The following is a 23,577-nucleotide window of genomic DNA, read 5'->3' on the forward strand; positions in this document are numbered from 1 at the left end:
ATCGCATATACCTGTTACGCATACCTAAAGACGAATTTAGAATTTTTTAATCTATATGAAAATCGTGCATGATTCTTCAGCGGTCTTAGCGACAGGAACAGCACCATGGCACTGATCACACACCCTCACGCACGCGAGCTGACCAAGTCGGTTCGTGCGACCGTGCTGGTTTTCAAAGACCCCCGTTCGCTGGAGTTGCTTAACCGCATCGAGCGCCTGGCACCCAGTGAAGCCAACGCGCTGATCATGGGCGAAACCGGCACCGGCAAAGAACTGGTGGCGCGACACATCCACAACTTGAGCGAGCGGCGCAACGAGCCCTTCGTCGCAGTCAACTGCGGCGCGTTCGCCGAATCCCTGGTGGAAAGCGAGTTGTTCGGCCACGAGAAAGGCGCTTTCACCGGCGCCACCAGCAGCAAGGCAGGCTGGTTCGAAGCGGCCAAGGGCGGCACGCTGTTCCTCGATGAGATCGGCGACCTGCCGATGAACATGCAGGTCAAACTCCTGCGCGTGCTGCAAGAGCGCGAAGTGGTGCGCCTGGGCTCACGCACCCCGATCCCGATCAACGTACGACTGGTGTCCGCCACCAACGTCAACCTGGCCGATGCAGTGGTGGCCGGCAACTTTCGCGAGGACTTGTTCTACCGCCTGCACGTCGCAACCATCCGCCTGCCGCCCCTGCGCGAACGGCCTGGCGACATCCTGCCACTGGCGGAATTCTTCCTTGAAGAACACTGCCAGCGCCTGGGCTACAACCGCGCAACCCTGAGCCCGGAATGCGAACGAAAATTGCTGGAGCACAGCTGGCCAGGAAACATTCGCGAACTGGAAAACTCCATCCACCACGCGCTGCTGGTCTGCCTCAACAAACGCGTACAACCGGAAGACCTGCACCTGGTCGACATGCGCAACCACGGCTTGCGCGCGCCTACCAGTTCACCGCTGTTGAGCGCCCCCAACCAGACACCCGCCAGCCTGGAAGAATCCCTGGCCAAACTGTTCGAACAGAACCTGCCCAACCTCTACGAACACATCGAAGAAACCGTGTTCCGCGAGGCCTACCGCTTCTGCCACGGCAACCAACTGCAAACCGGCCGAATCCTCGGCATCAGCCGCAACATCGTCCGCGCCCGCCTGGAAAAAATCGGTGTTCTGGCACAGTCCCCACGCAGCGCAAGCCTGGAAGCCGCAAAATCCTGAGAGCAGACGCTTTGCTTTGCTTTGCTTTGCTTTGCACTTGATCTTGATCTCAGTCGCCCCGTCAAACACGCTGGCCGAACGCAGGCTTGAATCCGTGGGTAACCCGGCAGGACGCCGGGTTAGCCGCGCTGGGCCAAGGATGGCCCATCGCGGCGGCCCACGGATTCAAGCCTGCGTTCGGGCATGTCGAGCCTAGGCGAGACACCGAGTGTTGGGGCGTGTACGGGACAACCACATGGGTTACTTTTGGGCCTTTCCAAAAGTGACCCGCTGTAAGAGCGGAACCCTAAGTAGCCATTACCGCAGCAACGGATATGTACACAGACAGCCCGCCATCGCAGCGATGCGGCGATCCAACAAGCCCTGCTGCTACAGCAGCACCCTCCCCGCACTGCTGCTGTACGGTCAACAAAAAACCTCACAGCACCCAATTAAACCATTGATAAATATGCACTTATCTTAATGGCACATCGCTTGCAATCTCCCCCGTATCGCTTACAAACCGGGGAACAGACACATGCACTATCTAAGTCATTTCAAACACACAGGCCTGGCCATATCCGTATCCGCAGCCTTGCTGATATCAACCCACGCCAACGCACAAACCAACGACTCCGTCCTCGACACCGTGGTCGTTCAAGGACAGAACGAAACCACCGACACCTTCGTCGGCGACGCCAAACAAGAGAAAGCCCCCGAATCCAAAGCGACCCTGACCAAGGCCCAGTTGCAGAAATTCGTCGGCCTCGACAGCGCTGTTACCGGCGCCTTGAAATACCTGCCCGGCGTGCACTCAAGCGGCGGTGATTCCAGCGGCGTCACCGAAGGTTCGCTGAACATCCGTGGCTTCTCCCAAGACCAGTTGGGGGTCACCCGCGATGGCATCCCCCTGAACGACCCGCAGTTCCTCACGCCTCACGCCGACTTCCTGGGCGACCCGGAAAACTACGAATCGGTGTCGGTGCTCTACGGCTCCTCCTCGATAAACGCCCCTACCCTCACCGCCAGCGGCGGCAGCATCGAAATCAAATCCGTCGCACCGACCAAGGAAAGCGGCGTGCTGTACAAACAGAGCGTCGGCAGCGACAACCTGTATCGCGAGTTCGTGCGGGTCAACACCGGCGAGTACAAAGGCTTCTCCGCCTGGCTGTCGGCATCGCGCACCACCGCCGACCTGTGGGATGACTCAGACGGCGAGCTGTCGTCCAACCGCTATGAAGGCAACCTTCAATACAAATGGGGCGACGGTAACCAGATCAATGCGTTGTTCTCCAGCTTCCTGATGCGCACCAACAGCTACCTGTCGCCGACCCTGGCGCAGTACCGCGCCAACGATTACGACCACGGCTACCCGAACAAGGCCTACCCCACCCTCGGTGGCACCAACGGGGTGGCCGATATCACCATTCCCGGGGTCAACGCGGCGAACTCACGGGCTGACTTCAAGATCCAGACCTACGGCCTCAATGGCCTGTTCAACCTCTCGGATGGCGTGCAGCTGAAGGTCAATCCGTACTTCATTCGCGTGACCGACGGCACCGCGTCTATCGCCACGGCGGCGGTGAACGAGAACACTCTGGGCGCCGACATCAACCATGACGGCGACAAGATAGACCCGGTGGTACCGGCGTCGTTGCAACTGCTGCCAACCCAGTACCGTATCGGTTCGAGCAATAGCCTCGATCTCACTCTGGCCGACAACAACGTGCTGCAACTGGGGCTGTGGACCGACTACACCCACGCGCGCAACCAGTTCGTCTTTACCCCGATCAAGGGCAACGGCAAACCTGCGAGCATTGACGGCAGCGACCCTATCCGCGATGGCCAGGGCAATGTGGCCTACAACACCAACCAGGCGAACCAGATCACCACGCAGAAGCTCTGGGTACAGGACACCTGGCACATCAACAGCGACCTCGCCCTCACAACTGGGCTTGCGTGGCAGCACAGCGAACTGCAGGGTGCCGACCGCCTCAAGAACTACGACAACACTGAGGATTACAATCGCTTCCTGCCGAGCCTGAGCCTCAGTTATCAACTCGATCAGCAAAACCAGCTCTACTACAACACCACGTCGAACATGCGTGTGCCCGCCATTGCATCGGTATACGGCCGTATCAACGGTGGCGAAAAGCAAAAACCCGAGCTGACCTGGAACCAGGAGTTGGGCTGGCGCTACAGCACCGACAACACGCTGGTCAGTGCCGCAGTGTTCTATGACAAATTCAAGGACCGCCAGGCCGCGTATCAACAGCTGACCGGGGTGACCTCCTACTTCAACGCCGGCAACGTCACCACCAAAGGCCTGGAGCTGGCGGTGAACGGCAAGCTGCCGGCCAACTTCAACTACTTCAGCTCGTTCAGCCTGCTCAGCTCGACCCAGGACTCCGACTACACCGCGGGCGGCCTGACCGCCGACACCAAGGGCAATCAACTGTTCGATGCACCCCGCCGCCTGCTCAGCGCCGGCGTGGGCTACGACAACGAAGCGTTCTACGCCAACTTCCTCGGCCGTTACACCGGCAGCTACTACGGCGACCTGGAGAACAGCCAGAAAATCGGTGGCTACACCGTCTTCGACCTGAACCTGGGTTATCGCTTCAAGGACCTGGTCAGCGGGCTTAAGGAAACCACCGTCAGCCTCAACGCCAACAACCTCTTCGACAAGCAATACCTCTCGGGCGTGAAGTCCGGGACCATCAACGCCGACCCGTCAAACCCCAACTTCTATGGTGCGCCGCAGTACTACAAGGGGCAGCCACGTTCGCTGGTCGCCTCGCTGACCGTTGGTTTTTGAAGCGCTTCCAGGAGCACACATGAGTACTGATCATTACGACTACATCATCGTCGGCGGCGGCAGTGCCGGCAGTGTGTTGGCCAATCGGCTGTCGGCGCAGGCGGACAAGCGCGTGTTGCTGATCGAGGCCGGTGCCGACACGCCTGACCACGATACGCCCGCCGATATTCTCGACGGGCTGCAACCCTGGTTGCCGCGCCAAGCGGGTGAGCGTTACTTCTGGCCAGGCCTGAATATCCTGCGCGCCAGCGAACACCCGGATATCCCTCGCGAACCCCAGCTATATGAGCAGGCGCGCATTCTCGGCGGCGGTTCAAGCGTGAACATGATGGTCGCCAATCGCGGCTTGCCCCGCGACTACGACGAGTGGGCCCGGCTGGGCGCGCAAGGCTGGGACTGGCAAGGCGTGCTGCCGTATTTTCGCAAGCTGGAACGCGACCTCGACTTCGGCCACAGCCACCCAGAACAACACGCGCATGACGGCCCACTGCCAATTGCCCGTGTTGACTCACGGCACTGGGGCAGCTTCACACGTGCCTCGGCGCAAGCCCTGCACGGCGAGGGCTTGAACGATATCGTCGATCAGAACGGCAGGTACGAAGACGGTTACTTTGCGCCAACCGTGGCCATTGAGAACGATCAACGGGTCTCCAGCGCTCGCGCCTATCTCAACGCCCAAGTGCGGGCACGCAGCAACCTGAACGTGTGGGCTGACACCACAGTGCGCCAACTGACCCTCAGCGCCAACCGCGTGACCGGGGTACAAGCGGTACGCGACGGCAAGCAGGTGGCCGTGACGGGCAATGAAGTGATCCTCGCCGCCGGGGCGCTGCAATCACCGGCCTTTCTGTTGCGTGCCGGGATCGGCCCGGCAGATCAACTGCGGGACCTGGGCATAGACGTGATCGCCGACCGCCCAGGGGTTGGGCGCAACTTGTGGGACCACAGTTCCATCGGGCTCAGCGGCACCCTGCACCACCCTCAGGTGCCGAGCGATGAGCCTGGCGCCGCGCACCTCTTGGCGGCGCGGGTTTCGTCCGGCGTAGAGGCCGACGTGCCGGCAGACTTGTACCTGGGTATCGCGCCCAATACAGCGCTCGGCCTGGCCAGCGCGGTGCTGTGGGTCAACAAGCCCAGCTCCAGCGGCCACCTGCGCCTGCGCAGTAAAGACCCCAGCGATTACCCGGCGGTGGAATTCAACCTGCTCTCGGACCGCCGTGACCTTGACCGTTTGCGACAAGGCCTGCGCGTGCTCGCGCGCGTGTTCGCCCACCCGGCCGTGGCGGCCTTCAGTGGCCCGCCTCGCTTGAGCCGCTTCGCCCAGGCCTCCAACGATGGACCGTTGTTATCCGAGCTGCTCGCCAACGACGCGCAACTGGAGCGCTACCTGCGGACCCACGTCGGCGGTGTGTGGCATGCCAGCGGCACCTGCCGCATCGGCCACGCCGATGACCCGCAGGCCGTGGTCGATCACACCGGCCGGGTGCACGGCGTGCAGGGCCTGCGGGTGGCCGATGCGTCGGTGTTCCCGAGCATACCGACGGCCAACACCAACCTGCCGACCCTGATGATCGCCGAGAAAATCGCCGACGCCATTCTTGCCAATGCTTGAGGACTGTGACCATGACCCACTATGCCTTGTTGATCGATGGACAATTGCACACCAGCGAGCATGCCGATGCAGTGCTCGACCCGGCCACTGAGCAAACCATCGGCTATGCCGCCCGCGCCAGCCAGGCCCAGGTCGACACAGCCGTAGAGGCCGCGCAACGTGCGTTTGCCAGCTGGGCGGCCGACCCGCAGGCCCGTCGTAAAGCACTGGCACAGGCCGCCGCCGTGCTGCGGGAAAATACCCAGCCACTCGCCGAGCTGATCAGCCGTGAACAAGGCCGCCCGCTGCGCTTCACCCTCGGTGAGGTGGCGGGCGCTGCCGCCACGTTCGATCACTACGCCGGTTTCGAAGCCCCCGCCGCCGAAGTGCTGCGCGACGACGAGCAGCGTCTGGTACGGCTTGAGCGCCGGCCACTGGGCGTGGTTGCGGCTATCACACCGTGGAACGTGCCGATCATCTTGCTGGTGCTCAAGCTCGCCCCGGCGCTCCACGCCGGCAACACTCTCGTGGCCAAGCCTTCGGAGCACACACCGTTATCCACCCTGCTGCTTGGGCAGCTGTTGAAGGATGTATTTCCCGCCGGCGTGCTGAACGTTATTGCCGGCAATGGCGCGGTGGGCGAGCAGTTGAGCCGCCACCCGCAGGTCCGCCACATCACCTTCACGGGTAGCGTGGTCACCGGCAAACGCCTGTATGCGGGCGCTTCCGATGACCTGAAACGCCTGACCCTTGAGCTGGGTGGCAACGATGCGGCGCTGGTGCTGGCGGACGCGGATATTCCGGCGATTGCCGAGTCGCTGTTCTGGGGCGCGTTCTGGAACAGCGGCCAGGTGTGCTTCGCCATCAAGCGCCTGTACGTGCACCGAAGCCTGTTCGAATCGTTGATTGCAGCACTGGTCGAGCGTGCAAACAGAACCCGCCTGGGCAGCGGTCTCGATCCACAGGCTGAGCTGGGCCCCTTGACCAATCGCCCGCAACTGGAGCGCGTCAAGGCACTGGTGGCCGATGCCCGCGAGCACGGTGCGGTGATTCACACCGGCGGCACACAACCGGACGGCCCGGGTTATTTCTTCGCCCCGACCATCATCAGCGGCATCGGTGCCGGCGTAGCGCTAGTGGATGAAGAGCAGTTCGGCCCGGTACTGCCGGTAATTGCCTTCGACGATGTGGAGGATGCCATCCGCCAGGCCAACGCCAGCCCGTTTGGCCTGGGGGCTTCGGTGTGGACGCGGGATGTCGAACAGGGCGCGGCTATTGTGCGCCGCCTGGAGGCCGGGTTGGCCTGGGTCAACCAGCACCTGGACGTGCACCCCGGCGCGCCGAAAGGCGGCTACAAGTGGAGCGGCCTGGGCTATGAAGGTGGGGCGCGCGGCTATGACGCGTTCAGCGACCTGCAAGTGATCAATATCGCCCGGCACTGAGCCGGGCCTCTCTCTATTCATCAAGGAATTCCTATGCGCCCCGGTAGCTGGCCCTCGATTATTCTGACCCTTGCCTTCGCCGTGATCATCGCGGCGTGCCATGGCAAAACCATCCTGCTGATCGCCGACATTGCCAAGGCTTATTCGGTCAGCCCGTCTCATGCCAGTTGGGTGGTCTCGGCGGTGGCAATCGTCGCCGCCCTCGCCTCACCCGTAGTCAATTGGGGCGTGGCCCGCGTGGGCGAGCGCCGCGCGATTATCGTCGGGCTGATGGTGGCAGCGGTGTGCAGCTACGCCGCGAGCCGCACCGCAGACTTTGCCGTGTTGCTGGCCCTGCGCGTGGTGGAAGGCGCCGGTTATATCAGCGTGGTGTTGGCGGCCTTGGCGCTACTGATCCACACCACCGCCGGCAAACGGCGCACCAGTGCGTTGGCGTTCTGGTCGGTGGCTTCGCCGCTGGGTGGGGCGATTGCGATCTTCGCCGTGTCGCCTTACATCGGCGGCGACCACGAGCAATGGCGCGTGGCATTCAGTGGGCATGCGCTGGTACTGGTCCTGCTGTTGCTGGCCACGCCCCTGCTGCCGTCGATCAACCTGGCCAATCGCGCCGAACGCAAACCTCTGTCCCAGGTGTTCAAGATCTACGCCGACCCGTCCGCGCTACGCCTGGCGGCGGCCGTGGGTGCGCCGCTGACGGTGGCGCTGGGGCTGATCACCATTACCCCGGCGTACCTGATCAATGTGCTGAACGTGGCCCCCGCGACGATTGGGGTGATTTCCACGGTGGGCATCCTGTCCAGTGTGGTCGCCGGTCTGTTTGCCGGTTTCATTCTCAATCTGCGGTTGATCGGACCTTTGAGCGTAGTGGTCAGTGCGTTGATCGGCGTGGCATTGGAAGTGTTGGTGTTCATTCCGGGAGTGAATGCCGAGCTGGCGATTGCCGCGAAGATCGTCCAGGGCTTTTTCACCAGTTTCGTAGTGGCCTGGGTGTTCACCAGCATTCCGAAAATGACCCGCAATGGCGACGTGATGGGCGCCGGCGGGATCGCCGAGCAAGCACTGTACCTGTCGATGTTCCTGGGTCCGGTGCTGCTCTACCCGCTGTTCACGCTGCCTTCGCGGCTTCCGTTTTTTGCGGCGTTGATCGTGGCGAATCTGTTGCCGTTGTTTCTGTTGCCATTGGGTTTCAAGCGCAATGATGAGAGTCGCTTGGTGCCGGCGTGATTCCTCCCAGGCACCTGGTGCCCCCCGCGCGACGGTGTGTCAGGTAAGCCTGAGACGCCTGGTACACCGCCGCGCGGGGCAAGCCCGCTCACTACAAGTGCAGGCGTCAGTGGGCGATGCACACCGACTTCAACTCGGTATACGCCTCAATCACCGCCCGCCCAAACTCACGCCCCATCCCAGACTGCTTGACCCCGCCAAACGGCATCGCCGGGTCGAGCAGTACGTGGGCGTTGATCCACACGGTGCCGGCTTCGATGCGCGGCACCAGGTTCAGGGCCTTGGTCAGGTCGTTGGTCCATAGGCTGGCGGCCAGGCCGTAGGGGTTGTCGTTGGCTTGGGCGATCACCGCGTCTTCGTCGTCGAACGGCAGCACCGCCAGTACCGGGCCGAAGACTTCTTCACGGGCCACGGCCATGTTGTGGTCCACATCGGCCAGGATCGTCGGTTGCACGTAGAAGCCTTCGCCGTCGAGCAACTCGCCACCGCAGACTACCCGCGCACCTTCCTGGCGGGCCTGTTCGATGTGTTTGAGCACGCCCTGTTGCTGCTTGCGTGACACCAGCGGGTTGATCACCGCATCGCCGTCCATGCCGGCGCCAATCGGCATGGCCGACACCGCTGCCGCGAGGCCTTTGACGAAGGCGTCGTGGATCGAGCGATGCACGTAGAAGCGCGACGCCGCCGCGCAGACCTGGCCGTTGTTCAGCAAGCCGCCGAGGATCGCACCCTGGATGGCTTTGTCGATGTCGGCATCGGCGAGCACGATCATCGGGTTCTTGCCGCCCAGTTCCAGGGCGAAGCGGGTCATGTTCTGCATGCACGCCACACCGACGCTTTTGCCCACGGCGGTGGAGCCGGTGAACGAGACTTTGCTCACCAGCGGGTGGGTGGTCAGCACGCCGCCCACCGAGGCGCCGCCACCGGTGACCACGTTGAACACACCGGCCGGGATGCCGGCTTCAATGGCCAGCTCGGCCAGGCGCATGGCGGTCAGTGGGGTTTCCATCGCCGGTTTGATGATCACGGTGCAGCCGGTGGCCAGGGCGGGCATCAGCTTCCAGGCGGCGATCATCAGCGGGAAGTTCCACGGCACGATACCGACTACAACGCCCACGGGCTCGCGCTTGGTGAACGCGGTGAATTTAGCTCCGGGCGGCAGCGGGATCGACACGTCGAAGGTCTGCCCTTCGATCTTGGTGGCCCAACCCGACATGTAGCGCATGAATTCCACGGTGGCGTTCAGGTCAAGGGCCCGTGCCATGTTGATCGACTTGCCCTGGCTCAGGGTTTCGAGCTGGGCCAGTTCTTCGGCGTGCTCTTCTACCAGGCGCGTGAAGTTCAGCAGGATGCGTTCGCGGTCGGCCGGGCGCAGCCCAGACCACACGCCCGCCTTGAACGCGGCATGGGACGACTGCACCGCGCGTTCTACCAGCTCCAGTGGCGCATCCAGGGTTTCGCACAGGGTTTGCCCGGTGGCCGGGTTGAGCACAGCGATGTGTTGGCCTTCGGCGAACACCCACTGGCCGTCGATAAAGCAGCCGTGGCGGCGGTCAAGGAAGGCAGCCACCTGGGGCAGGATTTCAACGTTGCTCATGGTTCACCTTTTGTTCGAATGATTCAGCAGGAGTAGTTCTGCAAGGGTTGACGCGATTGTCGGCGCACCCTCTGCCTGCGGGTTTTCCCTGCGTGCCAGATGCTTTGGCCAGGCTGCCAAATCGCCCCCTCTGGCAAGCACAGTCAAGGCTTTGGCAACCACACACAAGGCAGCAAAAGTTCCGCGCCGTAGTATCGAAAAGGAGCGCAACCCTGCGTTCAAGAACAAGAACGGATGCCTCCCCATGCTCAAGTCCCCCAAGCTTTGTGTGTCGACCCTCGCCCTTTTGGTCGGTGCTGGCCACGCCCAGGCGTACGAACTCTACAGCGATGCCGACAGCCATCTGAACGCCACGCTGGAAGCGGTATTCGGCGCATTCCACAGTCAGGAGCGCTATGCCCCGTCAGGGCGCCTGAACCCGGGCTCGTCCTCATGGCGCGAGGGCTACATCAAATACGGCCTGAGCTTCGACAAGGGCTTGGCCAGCGCGGGCACCGCCTATGGCGCAGCCAACCTGCTGAGCTCGGGCACCTGGGGTGATGGCGATGCCGCCGGCTTCAGCGACGGCTCTGAACGCACCACCAAATTCGAAGACGCCTACCTAGGCTGGCGCTCCGGCACGTTGTTCGAAGCCTTGGGCGACGATGGCGTGGACCTGTCCTTCGGCCGCCAGAACATCGTGGTCGGCGACGGTTTCCTGATCAACGGCGACGCCCTGAACATGGGCAAAGGCATCGGCGAGGGCGACTACAATCGCGGCGGCGCCTACTACCTGGCGGCGCGCAAGGCCTTCGACGAGACCGCCGTGTTGCGCCTGGGCGGCAAGCAAGGCTGGCGCAGCGACCTGATGTGGCTCAAGTCCGACAACCGCGCCCAGGCCAAGACCGAGATGGTCATCGGCACCCTGGAACACGTCGCCGCCGAAGGCACCGTGGGCTTCACCTACATCGACACCACCGACGTGGACAAGCAATACGCCTCCCCCACCCAGCTGGAACGCGATGGCATGAAGACCTACAGCCTGCGTGCCCAAGGCAATGCCGGGGTGACCAACCTGTTCCTGTCCGGTGAATACGCCAAGCAGGACAAACCCCACGCCGCCAGCGAAAACGCCTGGTACCTGGAAGCCGGCTGGACCTTCGCCGACATCGCCTGGGCGCCGAGTGCCAACTACCGCTACAGCCGCTTCTCGAAAGGTTTTGACCCGTTGTTCTACGGCCTCAACCGTGGCTATGGCACCTGGTTCCAAGGCGAAGTGGCCGGCAACTATGCAGGTCCCTTCAACACCAACTCGCGCATTCAATCGATCACCCTCAAAGCCTCGCCGCTGGAGAGCGTCAGCGTTGGCGCGGTGCTGTTTGACTTCGACACGATCGACCGTGGCCTGGGCAATACCGATGGCCACGAGATCGACCTGTTCGCCGAATGGCGGGTCAACGCGCACCTCACGGTGATGCCGCTGATTGGTCTTTACCAACCGGACAAGAGCGCCGAACACGGCGGCACCCAACTGGGCAACAACGACAAGAACGTCTACAGCCAACTGGTCTTCGCCACCACTTTCTAACCCCGGTCGGTGCGGTGGCGCAGGCCATTGCACCGCTGAGACAAGGCTCTTTCCATGCCCTTAAAACCCCTGACGATCCAGAGCAAGATCACCCTGCTTGCCGGCCTCTGCCTGCTGTTGGTGGTGGGCTTGCTGATGGGGCTCTCGCTCTACCAGACCCATCAAAGCCGCAAGCAAGTGGACCAGGCCAGCACCGCGATGCTGGCCAATGCGGCCAAGGAGCATATGCAGGCCCTGGGCAAATTGCAGGCGATGCAGGTGCAGCGCACCTTCACGCAAACCCACGAATATGGCCAAGGCCTGTCGCGTTACCTGCTCTACCTGCGCCAACTGCACGCCAAGGGCAGCCTGACCCGCCAACAACTGCGCGCAGAACTGACTCACCAGATTCACCAAGCCCTGATCGACAAGCCCGACCTGCTCGGGCTTTTCGTCATCTTTGAGCCCGATGCGCTGGACGGTGCCGACAAGGACTTTGCCAACCAGCCGGCACTGGGCAGCAACGAACGCGGGCGTTTTAACCTCTATTGGGTGCAAAGCCAACCCGGCGACTTGCAAGCCGTCATTGGCGACGAGGCCCTGCTCGCCAACACCGCACCCGGCCCCAGCGGCGCGCCCTACAACGCCTTCTACACCTGCGCCCGCGACAGTCGCCAAGCCTGTGTGCTGGAGCCGTATTTCGATGAGTCCTCCGGCAGCCGCAAGCTGGTCACCAGCGTCGCCTTCCCTTTGCTGGAAAACGGCAAGGTCATCGCCGTGGTCGGCCTGGATATCAACCTCGCCGACCTGCAACGCAACAGTGAAGCCAGTGCACGGCAACTGTTCGACGGCCAGGGCCAGATCAACATCGTCAGTCCACTTGGGGTGACAGCTGCCAACAGCCAGGAGATCAGCCGCCTGGGTACGCCCGCCCACGCCGACAGTGTCGACCCGCAGCAGGTCAAAGTCATTGAGCCCTTGCCACCGATTGCTAACGTGGCGCCTTGGAGCGTGGTGGTTAGCGTGCCCCAGGCGGTGCTGCTGGCACCGGTTACCGCGTTGCAACACGAATTGGATACGCAAAGCGCCCACAGCAAACTACTGGAACTGCTGCTGGGGGGCGGTTCGGCGCTGCTCGGCCTGCTGCTGATCGGGTACACCGCGTTTCGCATCACCCGACCGTTGCACGTGCTCACCCGCGTCATGGAAGACATCTCCCTGGGCGAAGGCGACCTGACTCGCCGCCTGCAGGTGCAGTCACGCGATGAACTGGGCCAACTGGCGACGGCGTTCAACCGTTTTGTGGAGCGGATTCACCAGTCGATCCGCGAAGTGTCCTTGGCGGCACTCGGCGTGAATGAAGGGGCCAAGCGTGTGCTGCTGGCGTCCAACTCCTCGCTGCGCAACTCGGACGAACAGGCCCTGCGCACCAACAGTGTGGCCGCTGCCATCAACCAACTGGGCGCTGCCGCTCAGGAAATCGCCAGCAATGCGGCCGTTGCTTCGCAGCAGGCCTCTGCCGCACGGCAACAGGCCAACGACGGTCACGAGGTGGTGGAGCGCACGATCCAGTTGATCAATGAACTGTCCGGCAAGATCAGCGCATCGTGCGCCAACATTGAGGTGCTGAATGACAAGACGGTGAACATCGGGCAGATCCTCGAGGTGATCAAGAGCATCTCCCAGCAGACCAACCTGCTGGCCCTCAACGCCGCCATCGAAGCCGCCCGCGCGGGTGAAGCCGGACGTGGCTTTGCGGTGGTCGCCGACGAAGTGCGCAGCTTGGCCCACCGTACGCAGGAGTCGACCCAGGAGATTCAGCAGATGATCGAAAGCCTGCAAGTGGGGGCGCGGGATTCGGTGACCACCATGACCGAGAGCCAGCAGCACAGTGAGGCCAGTGTGAGCACGGTGAACCTGGCGGGGAAACGGCTGGGTAGCGTGACGCAGCGGATTGGGGAGATCGACAATATGAACCAGTCGGTGGCAGCGGCTACGGAGGAGCAGACGGCGGTGGTTGAGGCGTTGAATGTGGATATTACCGAGATCAATCTGCTGAACAGCCAGGGGGTGGAGAATCTGCAGGCGACGTTGGTGGCGTGTACGGAGCTGGAGGAGCAGGCCGAACGGCTGAAGCAGTTGGTGGGGAGTTTTCGTATTTAGTGTTGGGTAGCCCGCTCACGCGCCACCAGATACATGGAGATCAAAAATGTGGGAGCTGGCTTGCCTGCGATGGCGGCCACTCGGTGTACATATCCGTTATTTAGGTAACGGCTTCGATTGGTTCCGCCCTTACGGCGGCTCACTTTTGGAGAGACCCAAAAGTAAGCAAAAGGTCTTCGCCCCACCACTCGGCACCTCGCCTAGGCTCGGTGTGCCCGAACGAAGGCTTGAATCCGTGGGCCGCCGCCACGCGCCATCCATGGCGCGGGGCGGCTAACCCGGCGTCCTGCCGGGTTACCCACGGATTCAAGCCTGCGTTCGGCCAGCGTGGTTTAACGGGGCGCCTAAGATCAAGATCACAAGCCAAATCAAGAGCCAGAGCCAGAGCCAGGGCAGACCACTGTCTATCTGACAAATGGAGATCCAAATGTGGGAGCGGGCTTGCTCGCGAAGGCGGCGTGTCAGTCGATAAATATACTGGCTGACCCACCGCCTTCGCGAGCAAGCCCGCTCCCACATTTTTTGACCGTGTCCGGCTTCCTGGCGGTTTGAAATCGGCTTTTCTGTGGGTGCCGGTTTACTTCTCACAAACCTCGCCTACCAGTCGCTATGATCCATTCAGGCACGCAGCACAAGGATTTTGGCGAGAATCCAAAAGCATCTCTCTATCCGCTGTAGCAAAGTGCTACCTGACACTGTCCTCGGTTCATCTCAAGGAATTCAGAAATGCTCTCGCCCACCGCTTTGCTCAAAAGAACGCCCCTTGCCCGGCTCGCGCTGGCCATCGCCCTGGGCACCTTCGGCCTGCCTGGCTTGCAGTCCGCTGCGCAGGCCCATGGCGGCGCTGCCGAAATGGTGCCGTTGCAGTCGACTCTTGAAGCGTTCGGCGCTTCGGTCAAATGGGACGACTACGCCAACGTGTTCGTGATTGCCAAGGACGGTGCCTACGTCAAGGTCAAGCCTGACAGCAAGGTGGCCGTGCTCAACGGCAAGCGCATGGAGTTGCCAGTGCCGGTGGTGTTCAAGGGCAAGACGGCCTACATGTCCAAGGACTTTATCAACCAGGTGTTCCAGTCCGGCCTGGACAAGACCTTTGTCATCGAGACCCGCCCCAGCCCGCTCAACCCGCTGAACGCGGATGAGATCAACAGCGCTGTCGAGATCATTAAAAAGTCCGAGCACTACAAACCGGGCTTCCGTTTCACCGAAGTCTCGGTGCACACGCCGCCCAAGGACCAGGTGTGGAACTTCATCTACAGCGGGCAAAAACCCACACAGTCGCGCCAGGCGAATATCGTGGTGCTCGATGGCAAGCATGTGATCGAAGGCCAGGTCGACCTGGACAGCAAGACCCTGCTGTCGTGGAAGCCGATTGAAGGCGCCCACGGCATGGTGCTGCTGGACGACTTCGCCACTGTGCAATCGGTGATCGATACCAGCGCCGAATACGCCCAGGCGTTGGCCAAGCGTGGCATCACCGATATCAAGAAGGTGGTAACGACGCCGCTGACTGTCGGCTACTTCGACGGTAAGGATGGCCTGACCCAGGACAAGCGCCTGCTGAAAATCGTCAGTTACCTCGATGTTGGCGACGGCAACTACTGGGCGCATCCGATTGAAGGCTTGGTGGCCGTGGTCGACCTTGAGCAAAAGAAACTGATCAAGGTCGAGGACGGCGCCGTGGTCCCGGTGCCACTGAAGCCCACCCCTTATGACGGTCGCGGACGCAAGGGTGTGGCGCTCAAGCCGCTGGAGATCATTGAGCCGGAAGGCAAGAACTACACCATCACCGGCAACAGCATCCACTGGCAGAACTGGGACTTCCATGTACGCCTGGACTCGCGCGTCGGTCCGATCCTGTCCACCGTCACCTATGACGACAAGGGCAAGAAACGCAAGATCATGTACGAAGGCAACCTGGGCGGCATGATCGTGCCCTACGGCGACCCGGACGCCGGCTGGTACTTCAAGGCCTACCTGGACTCGGGCGACTACGGCATGGGCACCCTCACCTCGCCGATTGCACGTGGCAAAGACGCCCCGGAAAACGCCGTGCTGCTGGATGCGACCATCGCCGACTACACCGGCGCACCGACCACCATCCCCCACGCCATCGCGGTGTTCGAGCGCTACGCAGGGCCGGAATACAAACACCAGGAAATGGGCCAGCCCAACCTCAGCGCCGAGCGGCGTGAATTGGTGATCCGCTGGATCAGCACCGTGGGCAACTACGACTACATCTTCGACTGGGTCTTCCAGCAGAACGGCACCATCGGCATCGACGCCGGCGCCACCGGGATCGAAGCAGTCAAAGGCGTCAAGACCAAGACCATGCACGAAGCCACCGCCAAGGAAGATACGCGCTACGGCACACTGCTGGACCACAACATCGTCGGCACCACCCACCAGCACATCTACAACTTCCGCCTGGACATGGACATCGACGGCGAAAACAACTCACTGGTGGAAGTGAACCCGGTGATCGCCCCCAACGACCGTGGCGGGCCACGTACCAGCACCATGCAGACCGAGCAGCGGGTGGTCAGCACCGAGCAGCAGGCTGCGCAGAAATTCGACCCGTCCACCGTGCGTCTGCTGACCAACTTCGGTAAGGAAAACAAAGTCGGCAACCCGGTTTCCTACCAGTTGATTCCGTATGCCGGTGGCACGCACCCGGTGGCCAAGGGCGCGAATTTCGGCAAGGACGAATGGCTGTACCACCGCCTGAGCTTCATGGACAAACAGCTGTGGGTGACGCGCTACAACCCGGACGAAAAGTACCCGGAAGGCAAGTACCCGAACCGCTCGCAGAGCGACACTGGCCTGGGGCAGTTCACCAAGGATGACCAGTCCATCGAGAACAGCGACGACGTGGTGTGGCTGACCACCGGCACCACCCACATCGCCCGTGCGGAAGAGTGGCCGATCATGCCGACCGAGTGGGTGCATGTGCTGCTCAAACCGTGGAACTTCTTCGATGAAACGCCGACGCTGAACCTCAACTCACCTAAATAACCCGAGCAGCAAAAAGCCCCTGTCGCCATCGCGACAGGGGCTTTTTTGTGTCAGGCATATTGCTTGCGATACTCACCCGGTGAAATGCCAAACCGCGACTTGAACGCCGTAGAAAAGTAACTCGAATCAGAAAACCCCCACGAATACCCCAACGCCGACAGCTTCTGCTCAGCACGCGATTGGCGCAGCGACTCGGCACACAAATCCAACCGGCGATTCTTGATATAACGTGCCACCACCAGCCCCTTTCGCGCAAACATGCGGTACAGCCCGCGCATCGACACGCCTACCTCCCGTGCCAGCAACTCAGGGCACAGATCTTCCGAACGAATATGCTCGTCAATGTAGCCAAGGGTCTTGCGAAAGATCCGCTCATGCGGGTCGTCGGCGCCTTCGCTCTGGGTGATGGCCGGCCGCAGCAAGCTGACCACGGCATCCAAAGTGGCTTCGCTTTCTTGCTGGCTCAGACTGGCCTGGCGCGTAGCGTCCAGGATCAAATGGTGTGACAACGTGGCGATGGGTGACGTGGCGGCGATCCGGTGACCGCACCGAACCGGGTTGAAGCGCAGGGACTGCTCCACCAGCGGGTAGGGCAGAATCAACGACAACTGCCGGGAGCTCTCGCTGTAGGTGAAGTCGCTGGGCTGCGATGCATCGATCAGGGTGATATCGCCGGCGGACAACGCCACCCGGTTATCGCCCTGGGCCATGCAGGCGGTGCCATCGAGCTGGAACACCGCGAAGTACTTACCGCCCTCGCCCGCCGCGACTTCCCGTGGCGTGCGGTACAGCCGTGCCTGGCAAGCGTCGACAAAACTGAGCTTGAGCGCACCGCTGTGGTATTCGCGGATGCGCCCGGAAAACTGATCGCCCAGGGTTTGTGCGTTGAAGGCGCCACAGATCTGGTTGATCTGATGAATCCATTGGTCGAACCCATCACGCCGGTGTGCAGTTGTAGAAGTCATGTGAGGCCTCACGCAGGCTTATTTTTATTATCTACGTCGATCCACGCTAAAACGGACAGCGATCTTGCTTGATTGATGGCGGGTTATTTAAGCCCGCCAAAGCGTCGATAAAAACTCTCGCCGACATCCGGCAAGGGCCCGTCGGCGGTTTCCAGTGCGCTGTTCAACCACTCTTCGGCCTTGGCGAAGATCAGACGGTAGATATTGCGGCACAGCTGTCGTGCGGCACGGCCTTCCCAGTCGCCAGGCAACAGCTCGTCCGGCAACTGCGGGTCGCGCAGCAGTAATTTGCGGTACTCATGCACTAGCAGAACCCGTGCCAGGAAGCAGTCGGACGGCAGCAGGTTTTCCTGCTCGCGCAGGGCTTGCCAGAGCGGTCGGAACAGCTGGATGAACTCGCTGTAATGGGTCGCCAGTTCCTCGATATTCCAACTCTCGCGCACCTGCAAACGCAGGGCCTTGGAGGCCAGTACGTCCTGGGCGGTGGTTTCGAAGACGATGGTTTCTTCCAGGGCACCCAAGTCCTGCAGGGTGGCATTCACGTCGGCGCGGTCACTGCGCGGGCAGGCCAGCAGTACCGGCGAGAGTGCACCAAAACCTTGCCACTCCAGTTCTTCGCGCACTTGTTTGCGCTTGTCCTGGGCCAGTTGCGTGAGCATCACCAGGCACCAGGAACCGTCCCAGGCCGGCACGGTGGAGCTGTACACGCGCTTGAAGGCTTTATCAAAACGCCGCCGACCGGTGCCGGTCAGGCTGTAGTAACTGCGCCGTCCGACTTTTTCGGCGGTGAGCCAGCCTTCCTTGGTCAGGCGGAAAATCGAGGTGCGGATCAGCCGCTCATTGATCCCAATGGGCTCCAGCAACTGGATCAGGCTACCCAGCCAGACAGTGCCGCCATGGGGCTCGATGGCATCCCCATAGAGGGTGATGATCAGCGAACTGGCGCGAATCGGCGTCTGCTCCTGAAAGCGCGTGATCAGGGAATTCAATGGGGCTAGGGACGACATGGGCGTACCGGACAGGAAAAAAGGCTGAAATATACCCGGCGAGCGGGCCTTGTGACCATCCTGCGCATGCAATGGACGCTCACAGCGTCGCGCCCTTGGGCCGTAGGCCGCTGTCGCTGACCCGTGGCCGGTCGGGCTCGACGGCCTCCAGCGGTGCGCACTCTTGCATCTGTTCCAGGCAACGCTTGGCCAATTGTTGGTACTCGCGGGTGCCGGTCTGCTTCCAGCTCACTTCCTCATCGCTGAGGCGGCGCTTGACGCTGGCCGGCGTGCCCATCACCAGGGATTGCTCGGCGCATTCGAAGCCGGCCTTGACGAACGCCGTGGCAGACACAAACGAGCGCGGGCCAATGCGTGCGCCATCCATGACCACTGCATTCATGCCCACCAGCACGTCTTCGCCAATGCGGCAGCCATGCAGCACCGCGCCATGGCCGATATGACCGTTACGCTCGACCACCGTGTCGCTCTCCGGAAAACCGTGCATCACGCAGGTGTCCTGAATATTGGCGCCCTCCTCCAGCACGATGCGGCCGAAGTCGCCGCGCAGGCTGGCCAGCGGCCCGACATAACAATGCGGGCCGATGATCACGTCGCCAATCAACACGGCCGACGGATGCACATAGGCCGTGGGGTCAACCACCGGCGTCAGGCCATTGAGGCTGTAACACGTCATAGAAAATTCCTTGTTGGCGCAAAGCGATGCGCGAGCAGACTTATTTTGTATCACATCACTTAACACAGACAAAGAACAAAAACCGTATCACTTCACTGCACGGTCCTGAAAACCTCTAACAACGCCATTCACTCCAGTAAACAGGTGCATCAACGCCCTTCAACATGAACACGCTGAAAATCACAAAACACAAATAGGACACGTTAATTCAATTTCATACTTGATTTTGTGTATCGCATTATAGGTATACTCGGGCAAAACCGGCCACCTGTGGCCGATCCAATAATGAGCCGGCACTAAAGCCGTGCGTGCACCGAGGGCAGCCGCCATGCCTATGGCCTTTGAACACATCCTCTTTTCCATCGACGCCGGCGTCGCCCTGCTCAGCCTCAATCGCCCAGACCAACTCAACAGCTTCAACGCGCAGATGCACGGCGAAGTCAAAGAAGCCCTCAAGCAAGTACGCGAGAATCCGGATGTGCGCGTGTTGCTGCTGACCGGCGAAGGCCGCGGCTTCTGTGCCGGCCAAGACCTCGGCGACCGCAACGTGGCGCCGGGCAGCAGCGCGCCGGACCTGGGCGAGTCCATCGAACAGTTCTACAACCCGCTGATCCGCCAACTGCGCGACCTGCCGCTGCCGGTGATTTGTGCGGTCAATGGCGTCGCAGCCGGGGCCGGCGCGAACATTCCGCTGGCCTGCGACCTGGTGCTGGCGGCGCGTTCGGCAAGCTTTATCCAGGCCTTCTGCAAGATCGGCCTGATCCCTGATTCCGGCGGCACCTGGACCTTGCCGCGCTTGGTGGGCATGGCCCGTGCCAAAGCGCTGGCTCTGCTGGGCACCCGCCTGAGCGCCGAGCAGGCCGAACAATGGGGCCTGATCTACCGCTGCGTGGACGACGCCGAACTGCGCAACGAAGCCCTGACCCTGGCGCGCCACCTGGCCACCCAACCGACCTACGGCCTGGCACTGATCAAGCGCAGCCTCAACGCCAGCCTGAGCAATACTTTCGACGAACAACTTGAGCTGGAGAAGGACCTGCAACGCCTGGCCGGGCGCAGCGAGGATTACCGTGAAGGCGTCAGCGCCTTCATGGAAAAACGCACGCCAAGCTTCAAGGGGCGCTGAACCATGACCGCACTGAGCACAACAGCGCGCATCGCCGTGATCGGTGCCGGGGCCATGGGCGCCGGCATCGCCCAGGTCGCAGCCCAGGCCGGCCACCCCGTGTTGCTGCTGGACAACCGCCCAGGCGCCGCCGCCAAGGCTATCGACGGGATCGACCGGCAACTGGGCAAGCGCGTCGAAAAAGGCAAGCTGTCGGACGACGCCCGCAGGGTGACTGTCGCCCGCCTGCAGGCGGTGGAATCCATCGAGGATCTGGCCGATTGTGCGCTGATCATTGAAGCGATCGTCGAGAACCTGGAGATCAAACGCGCACTCTTCCGCCAGCTGGAAAGCATTTGCAACGAGCAGTGCATCCTGGCCAGCAATACTTCTTCGTTGTCGATCACCAGCATTGCCGCCCAACTGGAACGCCCACAACGTTTGCTCGGGCTGCATTTTTTCAACCCGGCGCCGGTCATGGCATTGGTGGAAATCGTCTCCGGCCTGGCCAGCGACCCGGCCCTGGCCGACTGCCTGTACGCCACTGCCAAAGCCTGGGGCAAAAAACCGGTGCACGCCCGTTCGACGCCAGGGTTTATCGTCAACCGTGTGGCCCGCCCGTTCTACGCCGAAAGCCTGCGCCTGTTGCAGGAAAACGTTGCCGATTGCGCGACCCTGGATGCACTGATGCGCGATGCCGGCGGCTTTGCCATGGGCGCTTTCGAACTGACGGACTTGATCGGCCATGACGTCAACTATGCGGTGACCTGTTCGGTGTTCGACGCCTACTACGGCGACAACCGTTTCCAGCCCTCGCTGATCCAGAAAGACTTGGTAGACGCCGGACGCCTGGGACGCAAGAGCGGCCACGGTTTCTACAGCTATGCAGAAGGTATGGAACGCGCTCAGGCCAGGACGACAAGCAGCGAACGCACCGTCGCCACCTGCGTGATCGAGGGTGACCTGGGCATCGCCAACGCACTGGTCCCGCGCCTGCGCGAGCACTCCATCGAAGTCATCAGCCGCGACGGCCAGGGCCTGCTGCGGGTCGGCGATGCGGTGCTGGCCTTGAGCGACGGGCGTATGGCGTGCCAACGCGCGAAGGAAGACGGCCTGCGCAACCTGATCCTGCTGGACCTGGCGTTCGACTACGGCACCGCAAGCCGCCTTGCCATCAGTTGCGCCGCCGGTATTGACCCCGACGCGCTTGAAGACGGCGTGGCCCTGCTGCAACAGGCCGGGTTCAGCGTAAGCCTGCTCAGCGACAGCCCGGCCCTCGCCGTCCTGCGCACCGTGGCGATGCTCGCCAACGAAGCCGCCGACGCTCTGCTGCAAGGCGTGGCCTCGGCCGCCGACATCGACCTGGCGATGCGCGCCGGGGTCAATTACCCAGCCGGCCCACTGGCTTGGGCCGACACCATCGGGCTCGGCCACATCCTGCGCGTGCTGGAAAACCTGCACGCCAGTTATGGCGAAGCACGCTACCGGCCCTCACTGCTGCTGCGTCGCCGCGTAGCCGAAGGGAGCCGCTTCCATGACTAACCACGACGCAATGCGCCTGGCCAGTGCCTGCGCCCAAGCGATGTTCGAACGCGACAGCGCCAGCCAAGGAATGGGCATGCGCCTGCTCTCGGCGGCACCGGGCACCGCCCGCGTGGGCATGAGCGTGCGCGCCGACATGCTCCAGGGCCACGGCACTTGCCATGGCGGCTACCTGTTCGCCCTGGCTGACTCGGCCTTTGCACTGGCCTGCAACAGCTACAACGAAGCCACGGTGGCGATGGGGTGCAGCATCGACTACATCGCCCCGGCGCGCCTGGGCGACACCCTAAATGCCGAATGCATCGAGCAAAGCCGTTCCGGCCGCACCGGCAACTACGACGTGCGTATCGAAAACCAGCAAGGCGAACTGATCGCCCTGTTCCATGGCAAATCCTACAAAGTGCGCGGCCCGGTGCTGGCGCAGGAGACCCCGAATGAATGACGCCCTGATCATCGACGCGGTGCGTACCCCCATCGGCCGCTATGCCGGCGCCCTGAGCAGTGTGCGGGCCGACGACCTCGGCGCGGTGCCGCTGCGTGAGTTGCTGCGTCGCTACCCGAACGTAGACTGGAGCACGGTGGACGATGTGATCTACGGCTGCGCCAACCAGGCCGGCGAAGACAACCGCAACGTGGCGCGCATGTCGGCGCTGCTGGCAGGGTTGCCGGTGAGCGTGCCGGGCACCACGCTTAACCGCCTGTGCGGGTCGGGGCTGGATGCCATTGGCACCGCCGCCCGCGCCATTCGCTGCGGCGAAGCCGGGCTGATGCTGGTGGGTGGCGTGGAATCGATGTCCCGCGCACCGTTGGTGATGGGCAAGGCCGAGCAGGCTTTTTCGCGCCAGGCCGAGATCTACGACACCACCATCGGCTGGCGCTTCGTCAATCCGTTGATGAAGACCACCTACGGCATCGACTCCATGCCGGAGACCGCCGAGAACGTCGCCGCGCAGTTCAATATCTCTCGCGCCGACCAGGATGCGTTTGCCCTGCGCAGCCAGCAACGCGCTGGCGCAGCCCAGGCCAGCGGACGGCTGGCCAAGGAAATCGTCGCGGTGCAAATCCCCCAACGCAAAGGCCCGGCCAAGGTGGTGGAGCACGACGAGCACCCGCGTGGCGACACCACCCTTGAGCAATTGCAAAAGCTCGGCACGCCGTTTCGCGAAGGTGGCAGCATTACCGCCGGCAATGCGTCCGGGGTTAACGACGGCGCCTGTGCGTTGCTGCTGGCCAATGCCGAAACCGCCAAACGCTACGGCTTGAAAGCCCGTGGCCGGGTGGTCGCGATGGCCACGGCGGGCGTGGAGCCACGCATCATGGGCATCGGCCCGGTACCGGCCACGCGCAAGGTGCTGGAACTGGCCAACCTGAGCCTGGCGGACATGGACGTGATCGAGCTCAACGAAGCCTTCGCCGCCCAAGGCCTGGCCGTGCTGCGCGAACTTGGTCTGAGCGACACCGATGCACGGGTCAACCCCAACGGCGGTGCGATTGCCCTCGGCCATCCGCTGGGCATGAGCGGCGCACGCCTGGTGACCACTGCCCTGCACGAGCTGGAGGAACGCCAAGGCCGTTACGCGCTATGCACCATGTGCATCGGCGTCGGCCAGGGCATCGCACTGATCATCGAGCGCCTATAAGACCAAATAATCCGAATTCCCGAGGAACCGAGCGGTATCCTTGGGGCATGCACTCAAAGCCCGGCTG

15 protein-coding genes and 2 pseudogenes are annotated in these 23,577 nt (G+C 62.3%); 13 read left to right on the plus strand and 4 right to left on the minus strand.

Annotated features, from left to right (window positions below):
* The first annotated feature begins 105 nt into the window (after positions 1–105).
* The 5 genes from CFE47_RS10230 to CFE47_RS10250 all read left to right on the plus strand — a co-directional run bounded on the left by CFE47_RS10230 (position 106) and on the right by CFE47_RS10250 (position 8,254).
* Positions 106–1,200 carry a sigma-54 interaction domain-containing protein gene (locus CFE47_RS10230; protein WP_286836696.1) on the plus strand — a complete coding sequence of 365 codons (1,095 nt, stop codon included), beginning with the start codon at positions 106–108 and terminating at the stop codon, positions 1,198–1,200.
* A gap of 517 nt (positions 1,201–1,717) precedes the next feature.
* Positions 1,718–3,997: a TonB-dependent receptor family protein gene (locus CFE47_RS10235; RefSeq protein ID WP_286836698.1), complete on the plus strand. Its 2,280-nt coding sequence runs from the start codon at positions 1,718–1,720 to the stop codon at positions 3,995–3,997.
* A 19-nt stretch (positions 3,998–4,016) separates the two neighbouring features.
* Positions 4,017–5,609, plus strand: a complete 1,593-nt coding sequence (locus CFE47_RS10240; RefSeq protein WP_286836700.1) for a GMC family oxidoreductase — start codon at positions 4,017–4,019, stop codon at positions 5,607–5,609.
* An 11-nt stretch (positions 5,610–5,620) separates the two neighbouring features.
* Positions 5,621–7,030: an aldehyde dehydrogenase family protein gene (locus tag CFE47_RS10245; protein ID WP_286836702.1), complete on the plus strand. Its 1,410-nt coding sequence runs from the start codon at positions 5,621–5,623 to the stop codon at positions 7,028–7,030.
* A 33-nt stretch (positions 7,031–7,063) separates the two neighbouring features.
* Entirely contained in the window at positions 7,064–8,254 is a 1,191-nt protein-coding gene (locus CFE47_RS10250) for an MFS transporter (protein ID WP_286836703.1), read from the plus strand.
* Between the two features lie 106 nt (positions 8,255–8,360).
* Here CFE47_RS10250 and CFE47_RS10255 read toward each other — a convergent pair whose 3' ends face one another.
* Positions 8,361–9,851 carry an aldehyde dehydrogenase family protein gene (locus tag CFE47_RS10255; protein ID WP_286836705.1) on the minus strand — a complete coding sequence of 497 codons (1,491 nt, stop codon included), beginning with the start codon at positions 9,849–9,851 and terminating at the stop codon, positions 8,361–8,363.
* 244 nt (positions 9,852–10,095) lie between these two features.
* Between CFE47_RS10255 and CFE47_RS10260 the strand changes: the two genes are divergently transcribed.
* From CFE47_RS10260 to tynA, 4 genes and pseudogenes are all read left to right on the plus strand, one after another.
* Positions 10,096–11,418, plus strand: a complete 1,323-nt coding sequence (locus tag CFE47_RS10260) for an alginate export family protein (RefSeq protein ID WP_286836707.1) — start codon at positions 10,096–10,098, stop codon at positions 11,416–11,418.
* A gap of 252 nt (positions 11,419–11,670) precedes the next feature.
* Positions 11,671–12,705: pseudogene (locus CFE47_RS31755) on the plus strand (HAMP domain-containing protein); the annotation flags it as partial.
* A 258-nt stretch (positions 12,706–12,963) separates the two neighbouring features.
* Positions 12,964–13,560: pseudogene (locus tag CFE47_RS31760) on the plus strand (methyl-accepting chemotaxis protein); the annotation flags it as partial.
* A 726-nt stretch (positions 13,561–14,286) separates the two neighbouring features.
* Positions 14,287–16,575, plus strand: a complete 2,289-nt coding sequence (gene tynA / locus CFE47_RS10270; protein WP_286836710.1) for a primary-amine oxidase — start codon at positions 14,287–14,289, stop codon at positions 16,573–16,575.
* Positions 16,576–16,625: 50 nt separating this feature from the next.
* On the opposite strand, the gene feaR is transcribed toward tynA, so the two are convergent.
* From feaR to paaY, 3 genes are all read right to left on the minus strand, one after another.
* A complete protein-coding gene (gene feaR / locus CFE47_RS10275) occupies positions 16,626–17,540 on the minus strand; it encodes a transcriptional regulator FeaR (RefSeq protein WP_185710494.1) in 915 nt (304 codons plus the stop codon).
* 83 nt (positions 17,541–17,623) lie between these two features.
* The gene (gene paaX / locus CFE47_RS10280) at positions 17,624–18,547 is read right to left on the minus strand and encodes a phenylacetic acid degradation operon negative regulatory protein PaaX (RefSeq protein ID WP_185710495.1); all 924 of its coding nucleotides are present in this window, start codon (positions 18,545–18,547) and stop codon (positions 17,624–17,626) included.
* A 79-nt stretch (positions 18,548–18,626) separates the two neighbouring features.
* Complete coding sequence (gene paaY, locus CFE47_RS10285) at positions 18,627–19,223, minus strand: phenylacetic acid degradation protein PaaY (RefSeq protein ID WP_286836712.1); 597 nt, start codon at positions 19,221–19,223, stop codon at positions 18,627–18,629.
* A gap of 334 nt (positions 19,224–19,557) precedes the next feature.
* On the opposite strand from paaY, the gene paaG reads away from it, so the two are divergent.
* Genes paaG through pcaF form a run of 4 tightly spaced genes read left to right on the plus strand, consistent with a single transcriptional unit; the run spans position 19,558 to position 23,510 of the window.
* Positions 19,558–20,349 (plus strand): 2-(1,2-epoxy-1,2-dihydrophenyl)acetyl-CoA isomerase PaaG, encoded by a 792-nt coding sequence (paaG, locus tag CFE47_RS10290; protein ID WP_286836827.1) that lies wholly within the window; start codon positions 19,558–19,560, stop codon positions 20,347–20,349.
* Positions 20,350–20,352: 3 nt separating this feature from the next.
* A complete protein-coding gene (gene paaH / locus CFE47_RS10295) occupies positions 20,353–21,870 on the plus strand; it encodes a 3-hydroxyacyl-CoA dehydrogenase PaaH (RefSeq protein ID WP_286836714.1) in 1,518 nt (505 codons plus the stop codon).
* Positions 21,863–22,312 carry a hydroxyphenylacetyl-CoA thioesterase PaaI gene (gene paaI, locus CFE47_RS10300; protein ID WP_286836716.1) on the plus strand — a complete coding sequence of 150 codons (450 nt, stop codon included), beginning with the start codon at positions 21,863–21,865 and terminating at the stop codon, positions 22,310–22,312. Before paaH ends, paaI begins: the two co-directional genes overlap by 8 nt.
* A complete protein-coding gene (pcaF, locus tag CFE47_RS10305) occupies positions 22,305–23,510 on the plus strand; it encodes a 3-oxoadipyl-CoA thiolase (protein WP_286836718.1) in 1,206 nt (401 codons plus the stop codon). Before paaI ends, pcaF begins: the two co-directional genes overlap by 8 nt.
* Positions 23,511–23,577: the final 67 nt, after the last annotated feature.

Origin of the sequence: Pseudomonas sp. PGPPP1 (genome assembly GCF_002255865.1) — a bacterium.
GTDB classification, from domain to species: domain Bacteria; phylum Pseudomonadota; class Gammaproteobacteria; order Pseudomonadales; family Pseudomonadaceae; genus Aquipseudomonas; species Aquipseudomonas cremoris.